The sequence below is a fragment of the Sporosarcina psychrophila genome, from assembly GCF_001590685.1.
Taxonomy (GTDB): domain Bacteria; phylum Bacillota; class Bacilli; order Bacillales_A; family Planococcaceae; genus Sporosarcina; species Sporosarcina psychrophila.
Genome location: NZ_CP014616.1, coordinates 3,650,633 through 3,665,547, shown reverse-complemented (window position 1 = coordinate 3,665,547; position 14,915 = coordinate 3,650,633). Strand labels below are relative to the sequence as shown.

The 14,915-nt window shown below is 41.5% G+C and carries 17 protein-coding genes; 9 read left to right on the top strand and 8 right to left on the bottom strand.

Annotation, left to right across the window (positions count from 1 at the left end):
* Window positions 1–341 precede the first annotated feature (341 nt).
* Complete coding sequence (locus AZE41_RS17465; RefSeq protein ID WP_067212122.1) at window positions 342–1,385, top strand: glycosyltransferase family 4 protein; 1,044 nt, start codon at window positions 342–344, stop codon at window positions 1,383–1,385.
* A gap of 135 nt (window positions 1,386–1,520) precedes the next feature.
* Here AZE41_RS17465 and AZE41_RS17460 read toward each other — a convergent pair whose 3' ends face one another.
* On the bottom strand, window positions 1,521–2,576 hold the full coding sequence (locus AZE41_RS17460; protein ID WP_067212119.1) for an LCP family protein: 1,056 nt from the start codon (window positions 2,574–2,576) through the stop codon (window positions 1,521–1,523).
* A gap of 149 nt (window positions 2,577–2,725) precedes the next feature.
* Window positions 2,726–3,358 (bottom strand): YigZ family protein, encoded by a 633-nt coding sequence (locus AZE41_RS17455; RefSeq protein ID WP_067212114.1) that lies wholly within the window; start codon window positions 3,356–3,358, stop codon window positions 2,726–2,728.
* Window positions 3,359–3,515: 157 nt separating this feature from the next.
* Between AZE41_RS17455 and AZE41_RS17450 the strand changes: the two genes are divergently transcribed.
* The 4 genes from AZE41_RS17450 to AZE41_RS17435 all read left to right on the top strand — a co-directional run bounded on the left by AZE41_RS17450 (window position 3,516) and on the right by AZE41_RS17435 (window position 6,436).
* On the top strand, window positions 3,516–4,676 hold the full coding sequence (locus AZE41_RS17450) for a sensor histidine kinase (protein ID WP_067212112.1): 1,161 nt from the start codon (window positions 3,516–3,518) through the stop codon (window positions 4,674–4,676).
* A 21-nt stretch (window positions 4,677–4,697) separates the two neighbouring features.
* Window positions 4,698–5,378 (top strand): response regulator transcription factor, encoded by a 681-nt coding sequence (locus tag AZE41_RS17445; RefSeq protein ID WP_067212111.1) that lies wholly within the window; start codon window positions 4,698–4,700, stop codon window positions 5,376–5,378.
* 75 nt (window positions 5,379–5,453) lie between these two features.
* Window positions 5,454–6,023 (top strand): nuclear transport factor 2 family protein, encoded by a 570-nt coding sequence (locus tag AZE41_RS17440; RefSeq protein WP_067212109.1) that lies wholly within the window; start codon window positions 5,454–5,456, stop codon window positions 6,021–6,023.
* 179 nt (window positions 6,024–6,202) lie between these two features.
* On the top strand, window positions 6,203–6,436 hold the full coding sequence (locus tag AZE41_RS17435) for a YhjD family protein (RefSeq protein ID WP_231885706.1): 234 nt from the start codon (window positions 6,203–6,205) through the stop codon (window positions 6,434–6,436).
* Window positions 6,437–6,549: 113 nt separating this feature from the next.
* Here AZE41_RS17435 and AZE41_RS17430 read toward each other — a convergent pair whose 3' ends face one another.
* From AZE41_RS17430 to AZE41_RS17420, 3 genes are all read right to left on the bottom strand, one after another.
* Window positions 6,550–7,077 carry a competence protein ComK gene (locus AZE41_RS17430; RefSeq protein ID WP_067212108.1) on the bottom strand — a complete coding sequence of 176 codons (528 nt, stop codon included), beginning with the start codon at window positions 7,075–7,077 and terminating at the stop codon, window positions 6,550–6,552.
* 796 nt (window positions 7,078–7,873) lie between these two features.
* Window positions 7,874–9,040, bottom strand: coding sequence for a M20 metallopeptidase family protein (locus tag AZE41_RS17425; protein ID WP_067212106.1), 1,167 nt, complete (start codon window positions 9,038–9,040; stop codon window positions 7,874–7,876).
* A 107-nt stretch (window positions 9,041–9,147) separates the two neighbouring features.
* Window positions 9,148–9,657, bottom strand: a complete 510-nt coding sequence (locus AZE41_RS17420) for an antibiotic biosynthesis monooxygenase family protein (protein WP_067212104.1) — start codon at window positions 9,655–9,657, stop codon at window positions 9,148–9,150.
* A gap of 215 nt (window positions 9,658–9,872) precedes the next feature.
* On the opposite strand from AZE41_RS17420, the gene hemE reads away from it, so the two are divergent.
* The 4 genes from hemE to AZE41_RS17400 all read left to right on the top strand — a co-directional run bounded on the left by hemE (window position 9,873) and on the right by AZE41_RS17400 (window position 14,275).
* Window positions 9,873–10,913: a uroporphyrinogen decarboxylase gene (gene hemE, locus AZE41_RS17415; RefSeq protein ID WP_067212102.1), complete on the top strand. Its 1,041-nt coding sequence runs from the start codon at window positions 9,873–9,875 to the stop codon at window positions 10,911–10,913.
* Between the two features lie 30 nt (window positions 10,914–10,943).
* Window positions 10,944–11,876 (top strand): ferrochelatase, encoded by a 933-nt coding sequence (gene hemH, locus AZE41_RS17410; protein ID WP_067212099.1) that lies wholly within the window; start codon window positions 10,944–10,946, stop codon window positions 11,874–11,876.
* Between the two features lie 27 nt (window positions 11,877–11,903).
* Window positions 11,904–13,331: a protoporphyrinogen oxidase gene (gene hemY / locus AZE41_RS17405; RefSeq protein ID WP_067212092.1), complete on the top strand. Its 1,428-nt coding sequence runs from the start codon at window positions 11,904–11,906 to the stop codon at window positions 13,329–13,331.
* Between the two features lie 83 nt (window positions 13,332–13,414).
* Window positions 13,415–14,275, top strand: a complete 861-nt coding sequence (locus AZE41_RS17400; RefSeq protein ID WP_067212089.1) for a glycerophosphodiester phosphodiesterase family protein — start codon at window positions 13,415–13,417, stop codon at window positions 14,273–14,275.
* 101 nt (window positions 14,276–14,376) lie between these two features.
* Here the strand turns inward: AZE41_RS17400 and yhfH (AZE41_RS22340) are convergent, their stop codons facing one another.
* The 3 genes from yhfH (AZE41_RS22340) to yhfH (AZE41_RS22330) all read right to left on the bottom strand — a co-directional run bounded on the left by yhfH (AZE41_RS22340) (window position 14,377) and on the right by yhfH (AZE41_RS22330) (window position 14,908).
* The gene (yhfH, locus tag AZE41_RS22340; RefSeq protein WP_082786678.1) at window positions 14,377–14,502 is read right to left on the bottom strand and encodes a protein YhfH; all 126 of its coding nucleotides are present in this window, start codon (window positions 14,500–14,502) and stop codon (window positions 14,377–14,379) included.
* Window positions 14,503–14,580: 78 nt separating this feature from the next.
* The gene (gene yhfH, locus AZE41_RS22335; protein ID WP_082786676.1) at window positions 14,581–14,706 is read right to left on the bottom strand and encodes a protein YhfH; all 126 of its coding nucleotides are present in this window, start codon (window positions 14,704–14,706) and stop codon (window positions 14,581–14,583) included.
* A 76-nt stretch (window positions 14,707–14,782) separates the two neighbouring features.
* Entirely contained in the window at window positions 14,783–14,908 is a 126-nt protein-coding gene (yhfH, locus tag AZE41_RS22330) for a protein YhfH (protein ID WP_082786674.1), read from the bottom strand.
* Window positions 14,909–14,915 lie beyond the last annotated feature (7 nt).

Genomic DNA, 14,915 nt, shown 5'->3' with positions numbered 1-14,915 from the left:
CTTGAGCTGAAATCTACATAATGTAAGGAAAGAAAAGGTGGGGGGATAGCTAGGGGAATGAAAGGGAAAGATAAGATAAACAAAATTGTAAGCACCCGCTACAAATGAATGCAGTTTGAGTACGCCGCTATCTGTGACTATCCGAGCACTAGACGCGGGAATCTTGATGTGGAACATTCGCCTTGCGAAGGTTATCCAAAGTATATTATTCTAAACTGACCTAAACACAAGGAAACAATGATAATTAGAAAAGAGTTTTCTAGTAAAGTGCTTTACTTGTTTAAATATGCTATGATACTGTTGGTATGATAAATTAGCGATTTACTATAGGGAGGAAGGACATGTTATTCCTTGCAATGGCTGCCGCACTACTAGCTTCCATCTTACTTACTCCACTCGTCATTAAATTGGCATTCCGGATAGGAGCGGTCGATCGGCCGAATTACCGGAAAGTCCATGCGTCTGTTATGCCGCGAATCGGCGGTCTTGCGATATTTGGTGCTTTTCTAATTGGCTATGCGGTATTACTACCGAAAGATGAACACGCTGTTGGAATACTTATCGGTGCTGTTATCATCATTGTTATGGGCTTTCTCGATGATATGCTTGAAATTACCGCGAAAGCAAAACTTGCTGGTCAATTGGCTGCGGCTATTGTCGTTGTCGTATGGGGCGGTTTACAAATTGAAGTTATTAATTTACCGTTTATTGGGGAATTTGATTTTGGTTACTTAAGTATTCCAATTACAATTATTTGGATCATCGGCATTACAAATGCTATAAATCTTATAGATGGATTGGATGGACTTGCAGCAGGTGTTTCAACGATTGCACTCATTACAATTGCTGTTATGGCGATGATAATGGGGAATGTATTCGTAGTTGCAACAGCTTCGATTCTTGCGGCAAGCTCGCTTGGCTTCTTGTTTTACAATTTCCATCCGGCAAAAATCTTTATGGGAGACACCGGATCCTTGTTCCTGGGCTTTATGATTTCGGTTCTTGCATTATTAGGATTCAAGAACGTTGCTGTCGTTTCACTGATTATCCCAGTTATTATATTGGGTATTCCAATTTCTGACACATTCTTCGCAATTGTTCGTCGTATACGCACGAAACAGCCTATTATGGCACCGGATAAATCACATTTACACCATTGCTTACTTCGTAGCGGTTTTTCACATAGGCAGACAGTCTTGGTCATTTATGCGCTTGCAATACTGTTTGGGGTTGCAGCTGTATTGTTCTCGCAAGCGACAGTATGGGGAGCAATTCTGCTTATTGTAGTCATGCTTATCGCGATTGAACTGTTCGTTGAAGTAATCGGTCTTGCCGGTACAAACTATCGACCGTTGTTAAATCTTGTACGGATGATTGGTAAGTAACACAGCTGTTTGTACACTAGACAATAAGAAAAAATGGCCATGCACCTTTTCATTAAGGTAGCATGGCCATTTTTTATAGAATTATGTGTGGAAAGAAAAAAGAACCAGCTAACTTTCAGCCTGGTTCTTTTGGTATCATTCATTTAAACTATCTTCCAAAGCTTCTTCGGTTGAACCAGTTATGGTCGAACCACTGTCAGTCAGACTAGATGAGTCGGGGATGAGACCGAGATGTGCTTGCAATATGTTCTTCACTTCAGCTAAATAGGTTTCATCAAGTTTCCAGTAATAAATTCCCGTAGACATGTCGTCGTAACCCTTCAAACTTAGTGTATCGACTTGTGGCATACCGCCTTTTACATATTCCAAGAACGATTTCATTTCGTCAAACGTCATGTCGGTTTTCATGTTCTCGCCAACTGCCTCAATAACATCACCGTACTTCGTTATTGATTTTACTGAAGCGGCTTCTTTCATGATTGCCTGTAAGATCATTTGTTGACGTTTTCCGCGTTCGACGTCGGTATCGAGTTTACGTGTCCGTGCAAGCGCAAGGGCGTGTTTGCCGTCAAGATGTTGCAGACCTTTTTTCAGATGAATCGTATATTTATCATTTTCGTCTTTTTCAGTTCGGTTGTATGGAACCTCAACGTCGATTCCGTCAATTGCATCAACAACATCAATGAATGCATTGAAATTCATCCTCACATAGTAGTCGACAGGAATCTCAAACAATTCTTCAACTGTTTCGATTGTTGCACGTGTTCCGCCAAATGCATGGGCATGGGTGATTTTATCACGATATCCGACTTCAGGGATATAGGCGTATGAATCACGCGGAATACTGACCAATTTTACAGATTTACTCGCCGGATTCAATGTAGCAAGTAGAAGTGCATCCGAACGGCTGTTGTTATCTCCTTGGCTGCGCGCTTCACTGTCATCGACACCGATGAATAGAATTGAAACATTGTCGTTTGCTGGCTCGACTTTTACTTCGCGAATTTCGGATTTTGGTCGGTCAGGGACGGCTTCATACGCACTAACTGCCATGTTTTCTGCTTTTTTCTGAAGTGAAGCAGCATATGCAGCAACAACAATAAATAGGGACAAGGTGAGAAGAAGCACAACTTTTACGGCTAAGCGTTTCCCGGACGATTTGTTTCTTTTTTTATAGTCTTTTCTTTTCATTTTTTAGTTCCTCCAGAATCGACTATGTAAGTTTTTCATAGTTGATCATATAATTGACAAATATCGTCAAAAGGTAGAGATAGCATAACGGATCACAAGGTTTTGTGACATAAATACTCATGACCTTTTCTATTATACTATTTTTTTAGTTAGTTGTCGAACTCGAGAAATTCGCTAGAAGTCGACACAATTTCCGCCTGACCATTTGTTAATTCGGCCATCCAAGCAGTGAAAACATTCTCTTCTGTCACTGGAACGTATACGAATAAGTTGACGCCGTCCGCATAGGAAATTTCTTTTAGTGGATAAGCGGACTGCCTTATCTCATTTTCGACTTTTCCGAGCCATGTATAATCAATTGTTACTCTCATTAGATGATGAAGTTTTCTTACGACAGTACCCGTGGCTGTAATGCCCTCAGACGTCGCGCGGCCATACGCACGGATTAACCCACCGCCTCCAAGCTTGATACCCCCAAAATAGCGCGTCACAACGACGACAGTATCTTTTAACCCTTGTTTTTTTAAGACTTCGAGCATTGGCACGCCAGCCGTACCTGTTGGTTCACCATCATCATTCGCTTTTTGGATAGTATCGTGCTCGCCAATCATATATGCCGAACAGTTGTGGTTGGCATTATGATGCTTTTTCTTGATTTCTTGAATGAACTCTAGGGCTTCATCTTCCGTCTCTGCACGTGACACATAGGTGAGAAATCTAGATTTTTGGATGATCAATTCACTTTCACCGTAATCTTTAACTGTATAATAATCTGCTCGCATTTGCGGCACCCCCATCACTTGTAATACAATCTTAATATCCATTTGGTACTATGATGCTATACTATAATGAAGTGCATAAGGAAATCAGTATTCCTGTACCACTTCTTACTTAATAGTATATATGTAATTTTTCAGGCTGTAGGCGGGAGGGAACTTAATATTGAGGGAAAATATAGTTGATATCCAAACGCTTGAAACAATCTTTAGTAGTATGGTCCGTGCTATGGATAACTCAAAGAACGATATCTTTATTATAAGCGAACAAAGCCGTCAAAGCTTTGTCGATATGAAAAAAGAGCTTGCAACGGTCAAAAGTGATATTTCCCAGGCAATAACCGAAGGCGACTATTTGGAGAACATGACTGGGCATTCACGCAAACGTCTCGCCGACGTCTCGAAGAACTTCATGAATTACTCAGAGGAACAAGTGAGAGAGGCTTACGAAGTTGCGAATGACTTACATGTCCGATTATCCATTAACCGGATGGAGGAGAAGCAGCTACGTGCACGTCGGGACGATTTAGACAGACGCCTCGTAGCGCTACTCGATACAATCGAACGGGCGGATCAGCTTGTTAATCAAGTGGCGACCGTTATTAACTATTTGACATCTGATTTAAAAAATGTTGGTGAAGCACTTGAAAATGCAAGACACAAGCAGGATTTCAGCATCAGAATTATTCAGGCACAGGAAGAGGAGCGCAAAAGGCTTTCTCGTGACATTCATGACGGGCCAGCGCAAATGTTGGCGAATGTGATGATCCGTACTGGGTTGATTGAAAAAATCTTTGTAGAAAAAGGTCCTCAACCTGCATTTGGTGAATTAGCAGATCTCAAAGTGATGGTGAGGAATGCACTTTATGAAGTCCGGCGTATCATTTATGATCTTCGACCTATGGCACTTGACGATCTTGGCCTGATTCCGACATTGAGAAAGTATTTGTCGACAATCGAAGAATATGAAAAAAATGTTGAAATTCACTTTCAAAATAGTGGACAAGAGCAGCGTTTTCAAACGAATTTTGAAGTGTCGGTCTTCCGACTTGTACAAGAATCTGTATCAAATGCATTGAAACATGGAAAATCGAAGGACATTTGGGTGAAAACTGAATGGCTTCGCGATATAATGAATATTATCATTAAGGATAATGGACAAGGATTCAACCAGAATGAAGTGAAAGATAAGTCGTTCGGTTTAATTGGGATGCGGGAACGAATTGATTTATTAAAAGGCGATATGACAATCACTTCAACGCCTGGCAATGGTACGATGATCCATTTCCGGATCCCGCTTCGGAATGAAATAATTGACGGCTAGATATATGGGGAGGAAATGACTATGACTGTTACGAAAATATTAATTGTAGATGATCATCAATTATTCCGTGAAGGGGTAAAGAGAATTCTGGACTTTGAAGATTCTTTTGAAGTTGTTGCAGAAGGTGATGACGGTAGCGAAGTAAATGAACTTTATAGACAGTGCGAACCGGATGTTGTTCTTATGGACATTAACATGCCACGTATGAATGGTGTCGATGCGACCGAGAATCTTGTTAAAGAGTTTCCTAATGCGAAGGTAATTATGTTGTCGATTCATGATGACGAGTCATATGTATCGCATGCACTGAAAACGGGTGCGCTTGGCTATATGCTGAAAGAGATGGATGCAGATGCAATCGTTCAAGCGATTAAGGTCGTTGAGATGGGCGGTTCGTATCTTCACCCGAAAGTGACACATAACCTTGTTACGGAATTCCGCAGATTGAGTGAACGGGAGCATAAAGGTTCATTCCAGCAAAATGATATCCGCCGACCATTCCACTTACTTACAAAACGTGAGTGTGAAGTATTGCAACTGTTGACGGATGGGCAAAGTAACCGGACAATCGGAGAAACGTTATTCATTTCTGAAAAGACGGTTAAAAACCACGTTTCAAGTATTTTGCAAAAAATGGCTGTAAATGACCGGACACAAGCAGTTGTAACTGCTATTAAAAATGGTTGGGTTGAAGTGAAGTAATTCGGACTTTGTTCAATAAAAGGAGAAAGGCCATCCAGTTGGAGCGGCCTTTTTACCTGTTCAGGAGGAAAGAAAATGAAAAAAATATTTGTTCCTATAAGTATGTCGGTTCTTTTATTACTTGGCGCGTGCAGTAGCGATGGGGAGAAGTCGACTGGAAGCGGCTCGGTCAATGATGGCGAGGCGGAGAATGAAAACGGTGCAATTGATCATGGTGTGGAAGACAAAAAAGTAGGTTTTAGCTTAGAGGGAGGGGTTATAGAAGAAGCTTCTGGTGTTCCGGCTGAGGAGAAAGAACAAATTTTAGCTGTATATAAGGTGTATATCGATACGCTGAATGAACAAGATATCGATGGCTATTTGAATACACTGTCTCCGGAAGACTATGATTTTGAGGAAGAACGTGCGTTCATGGAAGAGCAATTTAGTGAATATGAGCTAAATCGCGAAATATCGAACGTAACGATTGTAAAGTATTCTGATAAGGAAGCCCAAGTCTTCTCGAATTTGAATACATCATATAAACAAGTATCTACTGGTCTTGTGACAAAACAAGATGGAAGACAAGTGACCGTATTTACGAAAAATGGTGACGATTGGAAAGCTGCATCGGTGCATTACATCGGTGATGACGGGAAAGAGTAAATGTGGTTAATATGTAAGACTTTCAGCTGTAATAGCCGAAAGTCTTTTTTTGTTTCGTGGCTGTCGTACAGTCCCCTACAAAACCATATAACCTACAAAAAAAATGTAGGTTGTTTTATCAGCGATATGGGTATACAATAATAAGAACGAATGTTCTGTGTGGGGTAGGAGCAGTTAAAATGCATTTAATATCTGCAGAGGCATTGCCGCATTTTGAGAATATGATTTATTTGCCGATGCTTCTTATTATATTGGAAAAGGATCGAGATTCGTTTGAAAAAGGTCCATTCAAACTGAAAGGACCTTATGTCAAACTTGTTGATGAAGCAACAAGAGCTGCACGTGCTGAACTTAGGGAAACCACCATCTACTTACGTCGCCAGAATATGAAAGTCATACGCTACTTTCACTGAGTATATTTTCGTATACGGGGACAATAAGGACCACAGACGTTATTTCAACATCCGCCTACGTAATTGGACGAAGGAACTGTTAAACATTTACTTCGCCATGTTCGAAAGTTAAGTTAATCCTCATCCGGGAAGTCAAATTTATCGAACTTAGATGGCCTGTTCAATTGTCTTTGTTTTTTCAAAAAGTTTTTTTCGAGAAGTGCAGCGACTGCATATTGGCGATACATTGTTGTAGCTGAAATATCGAGCTTGAAGGAAAGACCATTTTCCAAGTAGAGAATACAGCCCATACCATCCGGTTCTATATTATCAATCGCACTATAGGAAACCCAGACATTCTCTTCTGAATTCGGAGACATTGTTGGTAGAAAGATATAAGGTACTCCGAAATCATGAGCTATAATTATAGGCATTTTATGGCGTTTTCCAATTGCTAGTTTTGCTGTATTTGTTGAATTTTGTAAAGAACCGCCATAATAATGACAAGAACTTTTAACAATGTGAACGGGTTTTCGTGAAACGTTCAATTCACCGTTTCGTTCGATTACAAGCGTTGATAGTTTATTTCCTTGGACCACAGGTAGTAACAAAAATGTATTGAAAGAAACAATGTATTTCCCTAACCATTTCTTTTTAACCAATAAAATGCACCCCTTATAGTTTATTGTTGTTGCATAAGTCCTAGTATAAATTAGAAAATTTAAAATGCAACCATTTAATTAAACTATTTGAACTATTTTGTTTCTTAGTGCTATTATCACTCGTATTATACGATTTGACCGAATGAAATTAGTCATTTTTTTGAATGGGCAGAGTTTTGTATCACTTCTGTTGATTAACCGTTTACTTACATGAGAACCTTTGAGTAATGCATGTGTACATTTCCGGTTCGCTTTGGCCGAAATAATCACAACATCCTTTTGCGATTATCTGTCGCGTTCCAAATGCATCAGTACACGAAGTGCTAAAGCCTTTTGGGACGAAAGAATAGAGGGGCATCTACGTGGATAAAAGCCGCCAAAGATGCAATTTTGGCGGCTTAAACATTCTTTAGTGTTATCTCTTTTTGACTAGTAAAGAAGTGTCACTTTCTATAGGCTCTCACATGATTACGTGCATACTCTTTGCTAATAGTAAGCAAGGAACGCATTGTATAACGTGCAAAAGTTCCCGAAATTGTATCTTTGGGAACTTACAAACTCTATAGAAAGTCATCTATTCGTTTCTTTCAAACATAACCGTATTTTTCACTTGAACATTGTAGGTGCGCAACAGGCAACTAGCCACATATGCCTCACGATAAATCTGTCGTGATTAGTTCGTCGAAAGCAAAAGGAAATGGTCCAGTGAAAGTGGATTTTTCCAAGCTCTAGTCACCAGTATTTCATGTAAAAAAAAGGCCTTCTACTCCTAAATTTAAGAGGGAAGACCTTGGTTTTATAAATTTTGGAAATCGATAGCTGCAGCGCCGAGTGTTTTCGCTGCGAGAAGCATCGCATTTTCATCGATGTCGAATTTGGGGTGATGATGTGGATATGGGTTGTCAGGTTTTGCGCCAGTGAAGAAGAATGTGCCAGGTACTTTTTCCAAATAGTATGCAAAATCTTCGCCGCCCATTTGTGGTGTCGATTCCACGACTGATTCCACGCCAAGAATACCTTCCGCGACAGTCTTCAAAAATTCTGTTTCGGCTTTGTGATTGACAACGGCTGGATAGCCACGGACATATTCGAAATCGATTGTACAGTCATTTGCAAGCGCAGTCCCGTCAACAACGCGTTTCATTTCGCGTTCCATCAAATGGCGAATGTCAGGGTTGAATGTCCGTACCGTACCGCCTAGTTTTGCTGAATCGGCTATGACATTAAATGCGTTTTGTGCAACGAATGAACCGATAGATAACACTGCCGAGTCGATTGGATCGACGCGACGGGAAACAAGTTGCTGTAAATTCATCACTAGCTGTGCGCCAATAACGATAGCGTCTTTCGTTTGATGCGGAGCCGCACCGTGACCGCCTGCGCCTTGGATTTTAATGTCGAAACGGTCAGCCGCTGCCATTACAGGACCGGTCAAATATTCGATTGTACCTAAAGGTGTCAAAGACCATAGATGCGTTCCAAAAATGACATCAACCCCATCAAGGCAACCGTCTTCAATCATGGAAATTGCACCGCCTGGAGCAAATTCTTCTGCGTGTTGGTGGATGAAAACATAGTCGCCAGCAAGGTCTTCATGCAGTTCATGAATGGCTTTTGCAAGCTGTAGGAGTGTAGCAGTGTGCCCATCGTGACCACAAGCATGCATGACGCCTGGAACAGTTGATTTATACGCTACATCCTTTTCATCTTGAATGGGTAGCGCGTCGAAATCTGCACGTAGTGCAACCGTCTTACCAGGTCTACCACCCGAAACCCTTGCAACGACACCATTGCCGCCAACCCCCTTACGTACTTCAATACCAAGGTCAGCGTAAAAATCATGTATGTACTGCGCAGTTTTTTCTTCCTTAAAAGATAATTCAGGATTCATGTGAAGGTGGCGGCGAATAACGACCATATCCTCATAAGCGCTATCGAGCTTTTCATACAATTGTTCTTTCAATGGACTGTTCCCCCTAAAAATTATCTAATTTGAATGTTGCTACTTCTATTATAGCAAACATTTGAGAGGGAACACTAAAACGCAACCCGTAGTTCGGGTCGCGCGTTTTATATCTTATCTTTCGTGGTATAAGTTGTTACATAAGGAGCGCTCGAGAAAATATGAAGCGAAGTATCGACGCCTGCTTCTGCATGATTTGAGGAGTGAGCCTTGTCGAAAGCAGATGAGTTTTCCCATCTTGTATAATGGGTGCTATCAGACCATTCTGTCAGAACGATATACGTGTCTGAATCGAGTGGGCGGAGCAAACGAAATGCGATGAATCCGAGTTCAGATTCAATAGCACCCGTAAGTTCTGTAAAGCGATGCTCAAAAACTGGACGTCCTTCATCCGTGACGGGAATATTGTTGAAAACGAAATAACCGTTATCTTGCAGTGTTCCCGAGGAGCTAATGACTTCGTAACGGCGTGGTGTTTGGAACACAGTTTTACCTACCGTTTCATGCAGTAAAAGAGAATTACCATGACCATGCATGGCAATCAAGCTTTCTGCCGCATATTTTTCTTTTAAACTTTCCATAAATTCAGGTGTACCCGATGTCATATAAATATTCATTTTCAAAAAAACCTCCTTGTAGTTCTTATTTATCTATTTTCCCCTATTTGAGAACTTAAAACAAACTTTGACAAAATGATGGCGAAAAAAGTAAGAAGTTAGCACAATTGTATGAATAACGGGGCTAAAAGCTATACTTTGCAAAGGGAAACGTCTATATTGAGTACGGATATGTAACACGGAAATAGTTAATTAAGAAAGTGGGAATAAACCAAATGACAAAATTCAATGATACACTTTTACGCGCTGCAAGAGGCGAGAAAATTGATCATACACCGGCTTGGTACATGAGGCAGGCAGGGCGTTCACAACCGGAATACCTAAAAATCAAGGAGAAATATTCTCTTGAAGAGATTACGCACCAACCTGAACTTTGCGCATATGTAACAAAGCTTCCAGTTGATCAGTATAATGTCGACGCGGCAATTCTTTACAAAGACATCGTTACACCACTTCCGGGAATTGGTATTGATGTGAAAATAAAAGCGGGCATTGGTCCAGTTATCTCAAATCCAATCCGTACAGTTCAAGATGTCCATAATCTTGGCGATCTATCACCACAAGATGATATTCCTTTCGTTCTTGAAACGATTAAAATATTGACGAAGGAACAATTGAATGTTCCGCTTATCGGCTTTGCGGGGGCACCATTTACGCTTGCGAGTTATATGATTGAAGGCGGTCCATCGAAAAGCTACAACTTGACGAAATCATTCATGGTATCTGAGCCGGAAGCATGGTTCGCATTGATGGACAAACTAGCAGATATGACGATTACGTATATTACTGCACAAGTTAATGCGGGTGCAAAAGCAATTCAAATCTTTGATTCGTGGGTAGGGGCATTAAATGTATCTGATTACCGAATCTTCATCAAACCAGTTATGACGCGTATTTTCACAGAGCTGCGTAAATTGAACGTTCCACTAATCACATTCGGTGTCGGCGCAAGCCACTTGGCAAACGAATGGCATGACTTGCCTGTAGACGTTGTTGGTCTCGACTGGCGCTTATCTGTAAAAGAAGCAGGAGAGCGCGGTCTAACGAAGCCGCTGCAAGGGAATCTTGACCCATCACTGCTACTTGCAGATTGGAGCATTATCGAAGAACGTGCGAAAGTAATCATCGAACAAGGCGTAGAGCATGGTAACCACATTTTCAACCTTGGTCATGGCGTGTTCCCTGATGTGAAACCAGCAACATTGAAACGATTAACTGAATTTGTTCATGAATATAGTGCACAGCTGCGTAAATAACGTGCTGATCCAAACGAAGAGGTGAATGTTATGACAAAGAAACAAATGGGACTTTTAGTGATGGCTTATGGGACTCCGAATAAGGAAGAGGATATTGAATCGTATTATACGCATATCCGCCACGGTCGCCCGCCTGCACCCGAACAATTGGAGGACCTTCGCAATCGCTATGAGGCAATTGGCGGGATTTCTCCGCTTGCGCGAATTACTGAAGACCAAGCAAACGCGCTTTGCAACCGTCTGAATGAAGTGCAGGATAACATTGAATTCAAGGTCTATATTGGATTGAAACATATTGCACCATTTATTGAGGATGCGGTAGAAAAAATGCATGAAGACGGGATTACAGAAGCGGTCTCAATCGTACTGGCGCCGCATTTCTCGACGTTTTCTGTCAAGTCATACAATGGCCGCACGAAAGAAGAGGCTGACAAGCATGGTATCACAATTACTTCTGTCGAAAGTTGGTACAAACAGCCGAAGTTTATTGAATTCTGGACTGATCAAGTGCGCGGTACATTCGACAGCATGAGCGAAGAAGAGAGAGCGAAAGCATGTCTGATTGTTTCAGCGCATTCGTTGCCGGAAAAAATAATCGCGAATGGTGATCCATATCCAGATCAGTTGAAAGAAACAGCTGAATTGATTGCAAAAGCTGCTGGTGTGAAAAACTATGAACTAGGTTGGCAAAGTGCAGGGCAAACGCCTGAACCATGGCTTGGTCCCGACGTTCAAGATTTAACACGCGATTTGCATAATGAAAAAGGATATACAACATTTGTTTATACGCCAGTTGGATTTGTTTCCGACCATCTCGAAGTACTATTTGACAATGATTATGAGTGTAAAGTTGTGTGTGATGAAATCGGTGCATCCTACTACCGTCCGGCAATGCCGAACATCGACCCACTCTTCATCGATGCGATGGTGGATGCAGTATTTGAAAAGATGAAAGAAGCTTAATATGGTTGAAAGAAAGTGATGATGGACATGAGCGGACAAAACAAGAAAGTCGTTATTGTCGGCGGAGGGATTACGGGCCTCTCCGCGGCATTTTATATGCAGAAAGAAGCGCGTGAAAAAGGCTTACCTCTAGATGTCATACTTGTCGAGGCGTCAAATCGACTTGGTGGCAAAATCCAGACAGTCCGGCGTAACGGTTTTATCATCGAGCGTGGTCCGGATTCATTTCTTATACGGAAAAAAAGCATGGGAGTCCTTGCACAAGACCTTGGAATCGAAGGGGAGCTTGTGAAAAACGCGACAGGGCAAGCATACGTGCTTGTCGGTGGCGAGTTGCATCCAATTCCAGGCGGTTCTGTTATGGGTATCCCGACAGAAATTGGTCCATTCTTGAAAACGGGACTGTTTTCGTTGTCAGGCAAATTGCGTGCAGCGGGCGATTTCGTCCTCCCACGCTCAAACATCAAAGGGGATCAGTCACTCGGTGGATTTTTCCGCAGACGTTTTGGCGGAGAAATTGTTGAGAACTTGATTGAACCGTTGTTATCTGGCGTATACGCAGGCGATATTGACCACATGAGTTTGGAATCTACATTCCCACAGTTCTACGCAGTGGAAAAGAAACATCGAAGTCTGATTCTCGGGATGAAAAAAACGACACCGAAACAACTACCGCAGAAAGACGGACATGGCGCTAAGAAAGAAGGCGTTTTCCACACGTTCCGTAACGGACTTGAAACAATTGTTGAAGCAATTGAACAACAACTTGAACCAGGTTCCGTCATGAAAGGTGTTCGGATCGATGCAATTGAGGCGCCAGGAATGGTCGGAGAAAAGACTATACTTGAAATGAATGACGGCCGTAAAATAGAAGCAGATGCAGTTATACTTACAACTGGGCATGAGATGGCGGGTCGCTTATTTGCTCCGCACGGATTATTGCAAGATTTAAGAGAAATACCAACAACGTCTGTTGCGACAGTGGCACTTGCTTTTCCGGAGGAACATGTCGTACAGGACAAAGAAGGAACCGGTTTTCTTGTCTCAAGAAGCAGCGATTATTCAATCACGGCGTGCACGTGGACACACCGGAAATGGCCGACGACAACACCTGCTGGAAAAGTACTTATCCGTGCCTTCGTAGGTCGCGTAGGTGATGAAGCGATTGTTGATTTACCAGATGCTGAAATTGAGAAAATCGTTCTTGCTGATCTTGGCAGGGTTATGAATATAACAGGAAAACCGGATTTCACGGTTATTACCCGTTGGAAAAAAGACCGCCCGCAATACCGGGTTGGTCACAAACAGCGGATTGCAGCAGCCCGCGCAGAACTGGAATCGAAGTTCCCACAAGTAAAACTCGCCGGTGCCTCTTATAATGGAGTCGGATTACCCGATTGTATTGATCAGGGAAGAGCGGCAGTGAAAGAAGTATTGGAAGATTTATTTGACTGAAAAGATTCGCCCTCGGGTGGATTTTTTTTGTTGGAAAAAGGGTATAGAAGAAACATAGAAAGTTAACGAAAAGAGGAAGCAAAATGAAAAAGTATACATGGGGAATATTGTGTGCGGTGCTGTTATTGACGGGCTGTAGCAAAGGCGAGGCGGAAAACGGACCAATGCCAAGCGAAGATTTCCTCATTATCGCACATCGCGGCGCGTCAGCTTACGTGCCGGAAAACACACTTGCTTCTTTTGATTTGGCAGAAGAACTTGCTGCCGACTATATTGAACTTGATATTCATCTGACCAAAGACGGCCAACTTGCGGTTATGCATGACGCGGATGTATCTGGTACAACCGAAGCTAATGGCAAAATCAGTGGATTGACACTTAGTGAGCTGAAGGAGTTATCCGTTAACTTTCGGCACAAGGATGAAGACAAGAAAGCTGTAAATGGCCCATCAGAAGAATATGCAGTTCCTACACTGGGTGAAGTATTCGGTCAATTTGGGGACAATATGAATTTCATCATTGAGTTGAAAGATCCAGAAGACTATCCTGGGATCGAAGAAAAACTGGTTGATACATTGAAGCAATACGACATGATTGGGTTTGATAAAGATAGACATCCTAAAGTAGCAATCCAATCATTCAGTAAAAAAGGATTAAAACGCGTTTACGAATTAAATCAAGATATCCCGCTTCTAAAACTCATTTCATTTGATGATGATGAAGAGGCGAAACTGTCGAAAAAAGAATTAGATGAGCTTTTGACATATGCATCTGGACTGGGAGTTAGTTATGAAGCACTAACGGTCCCATTTATAAAGAAAATGCATGAAAAAGGACTATCCGTTTATGCGTATACTATTATTGATGCTGAAACTGCATTAAAAATGATGGCCATCGGTGCAAATGGCATACACACAGATCGTCCCGACATACTAGACAAATAAAAAGGTATGTCTTTCTACAACCAAAAACAGCCGAAGGAGTCTCTACGGCTGTTTAAAAAAGATAAGTAAACGTTATTCACCTGGAGCAGCGCTTTTCTAATTCACAGGATATTGCAGTCGTCACATTTGTTGCCGTAGCATTCATGCTGCTCTTCGATTTCTTTTCCGCAAACCGTGCAAACTTTAGCGGGTAGGTTTTTGAAAAACTCAATTACATTTTCAAGCATATTTTATTCTCCCCTTCCTTATTTGTATTAGTACTAGGCTTAATATTAACGTTGTGATAGTACAGTATATGCAAAAGGTTATACTGTATTGCAGGCATCGCATTTATTGCCGTAACACTCATGTTGTTCTTCGATTTCATTGCCGCATGACGTACAAACTTTAGCAGGTAGGTTTTTAAAAAACTCAAGTACGTTTTCAATCATCGCTAACATCCCCTTTTTACTGTATTAGTGTTTGGTTTATTTTTTAATGTGTAATAGTACAGACTCTGCAAAAAAATTACAAGATGTTGCAGTTATCACATTTGTTACTGTAGCATTCATGTTGCTCGTCGATTTCACTCCCGCATGATGTACAAGTTTTAGCAGGTAGTTTTTTGAAAAACTCGATGACATTCTCAATCATATTTTCA

Excerpts from the sequence above, each read along its gene's own strand:
- hemE (WP_067212102.1), top strand. The coding sequence starts at position 9,873 with ATGACAAAATTCAATGATACACTTTTACGCGCTGCAAGAGGCGAGAAA.
- AZE41_RS17460 (WP_067212119.1), bottom strand. The coding sequence starts at position 2,576 with ATGAAAAGAAAAGACTATAAAAAAAGAAACAAATCGTCCGGGAAACGC.
- yhfH (WP_082786674.1), bottom strand. The coding sequence starts at position 14,908 with ATGATTGAGAATGTCATCGAGTTTTTCAAAAAACTACCTGCTAAAACT.
- AZE41_RS17435 (WP_231885706.1), top strand. The coding sequence starts at position 6,203 with ATGCATTTAATATCTGCAGAGGCATTGCCGCATTTTGAGAATATGATT.
- AZE41_RS17440 (WP_067212109.1), top strand. The coding sequence starts at position 5,454 with ATGAAAAAAATATTTGTTCCTATAAGTATGTCGGTTCTTTTATTACTT.
- yhfH (WP_082786678.1), bottom strand. The coding sequence starts at position 14,502 with ATGCTTGAAAATGTAATTGAGTTTTTCAAAAACCTACCCGCTAAAGTT.
- AZE41_RS17465 (WP_067212122.1), top strand. The coding sequence starts at position 342 with ATGTTATTCCTTGCAATGGCTGCCGCACTACTAGCTTCCATCTTACTT.
- yhfH (WP_082786676.1), bottom strand. The coding sequence starts at position 14,706 with ATGATTGAAAACGTACTTGAGTTTTTTAAAAACCTACCTGCTAAAGTT.
- AZE41_RS17400 (WP_067212089.1), top strand. The coding sequence starts at position 13,415 with ATGAAAAAGTATACATGGGGAATATTGTGTGCGGTGCTGTTATTGACG.
- hemY (WP_067212092.1), top strand. The coding sequence starts at position 11,904 with ATGAGCGGACAAAACAAGAAAGTCGTTATTGTCGGCGGAGGGATTACG.
- AZE41_RS17455 (WP_067212114.1), bottom strand. The coding sequence starts at position 3,358 with ATGCGAGCAGATTATTATACAGTTAAAGATTACGGTGAAAGTGAATTG.
- AZE41_RS17445 (WP_067212111.1), top strand. The coding sequence starts at position 4,698 with ATGACTGTTACGAAAATATTAATTGTAGATGATCATCAATTATTCCGT.
- AZE41_RS17420 (WP_067212104.1), bottom strand. The coding sequence starts at position 9,657 with ATGAATATTTATATGACATCGGGTACACCTGAATTTATGGAAAGTTTA.
- hemH (WP_067212099.1), top strand. The coding sequence starts at position 10,944 with ATGACAAAGAAACAAATGGGACTTTTAGTGATGGCTTATGGGACTCCG.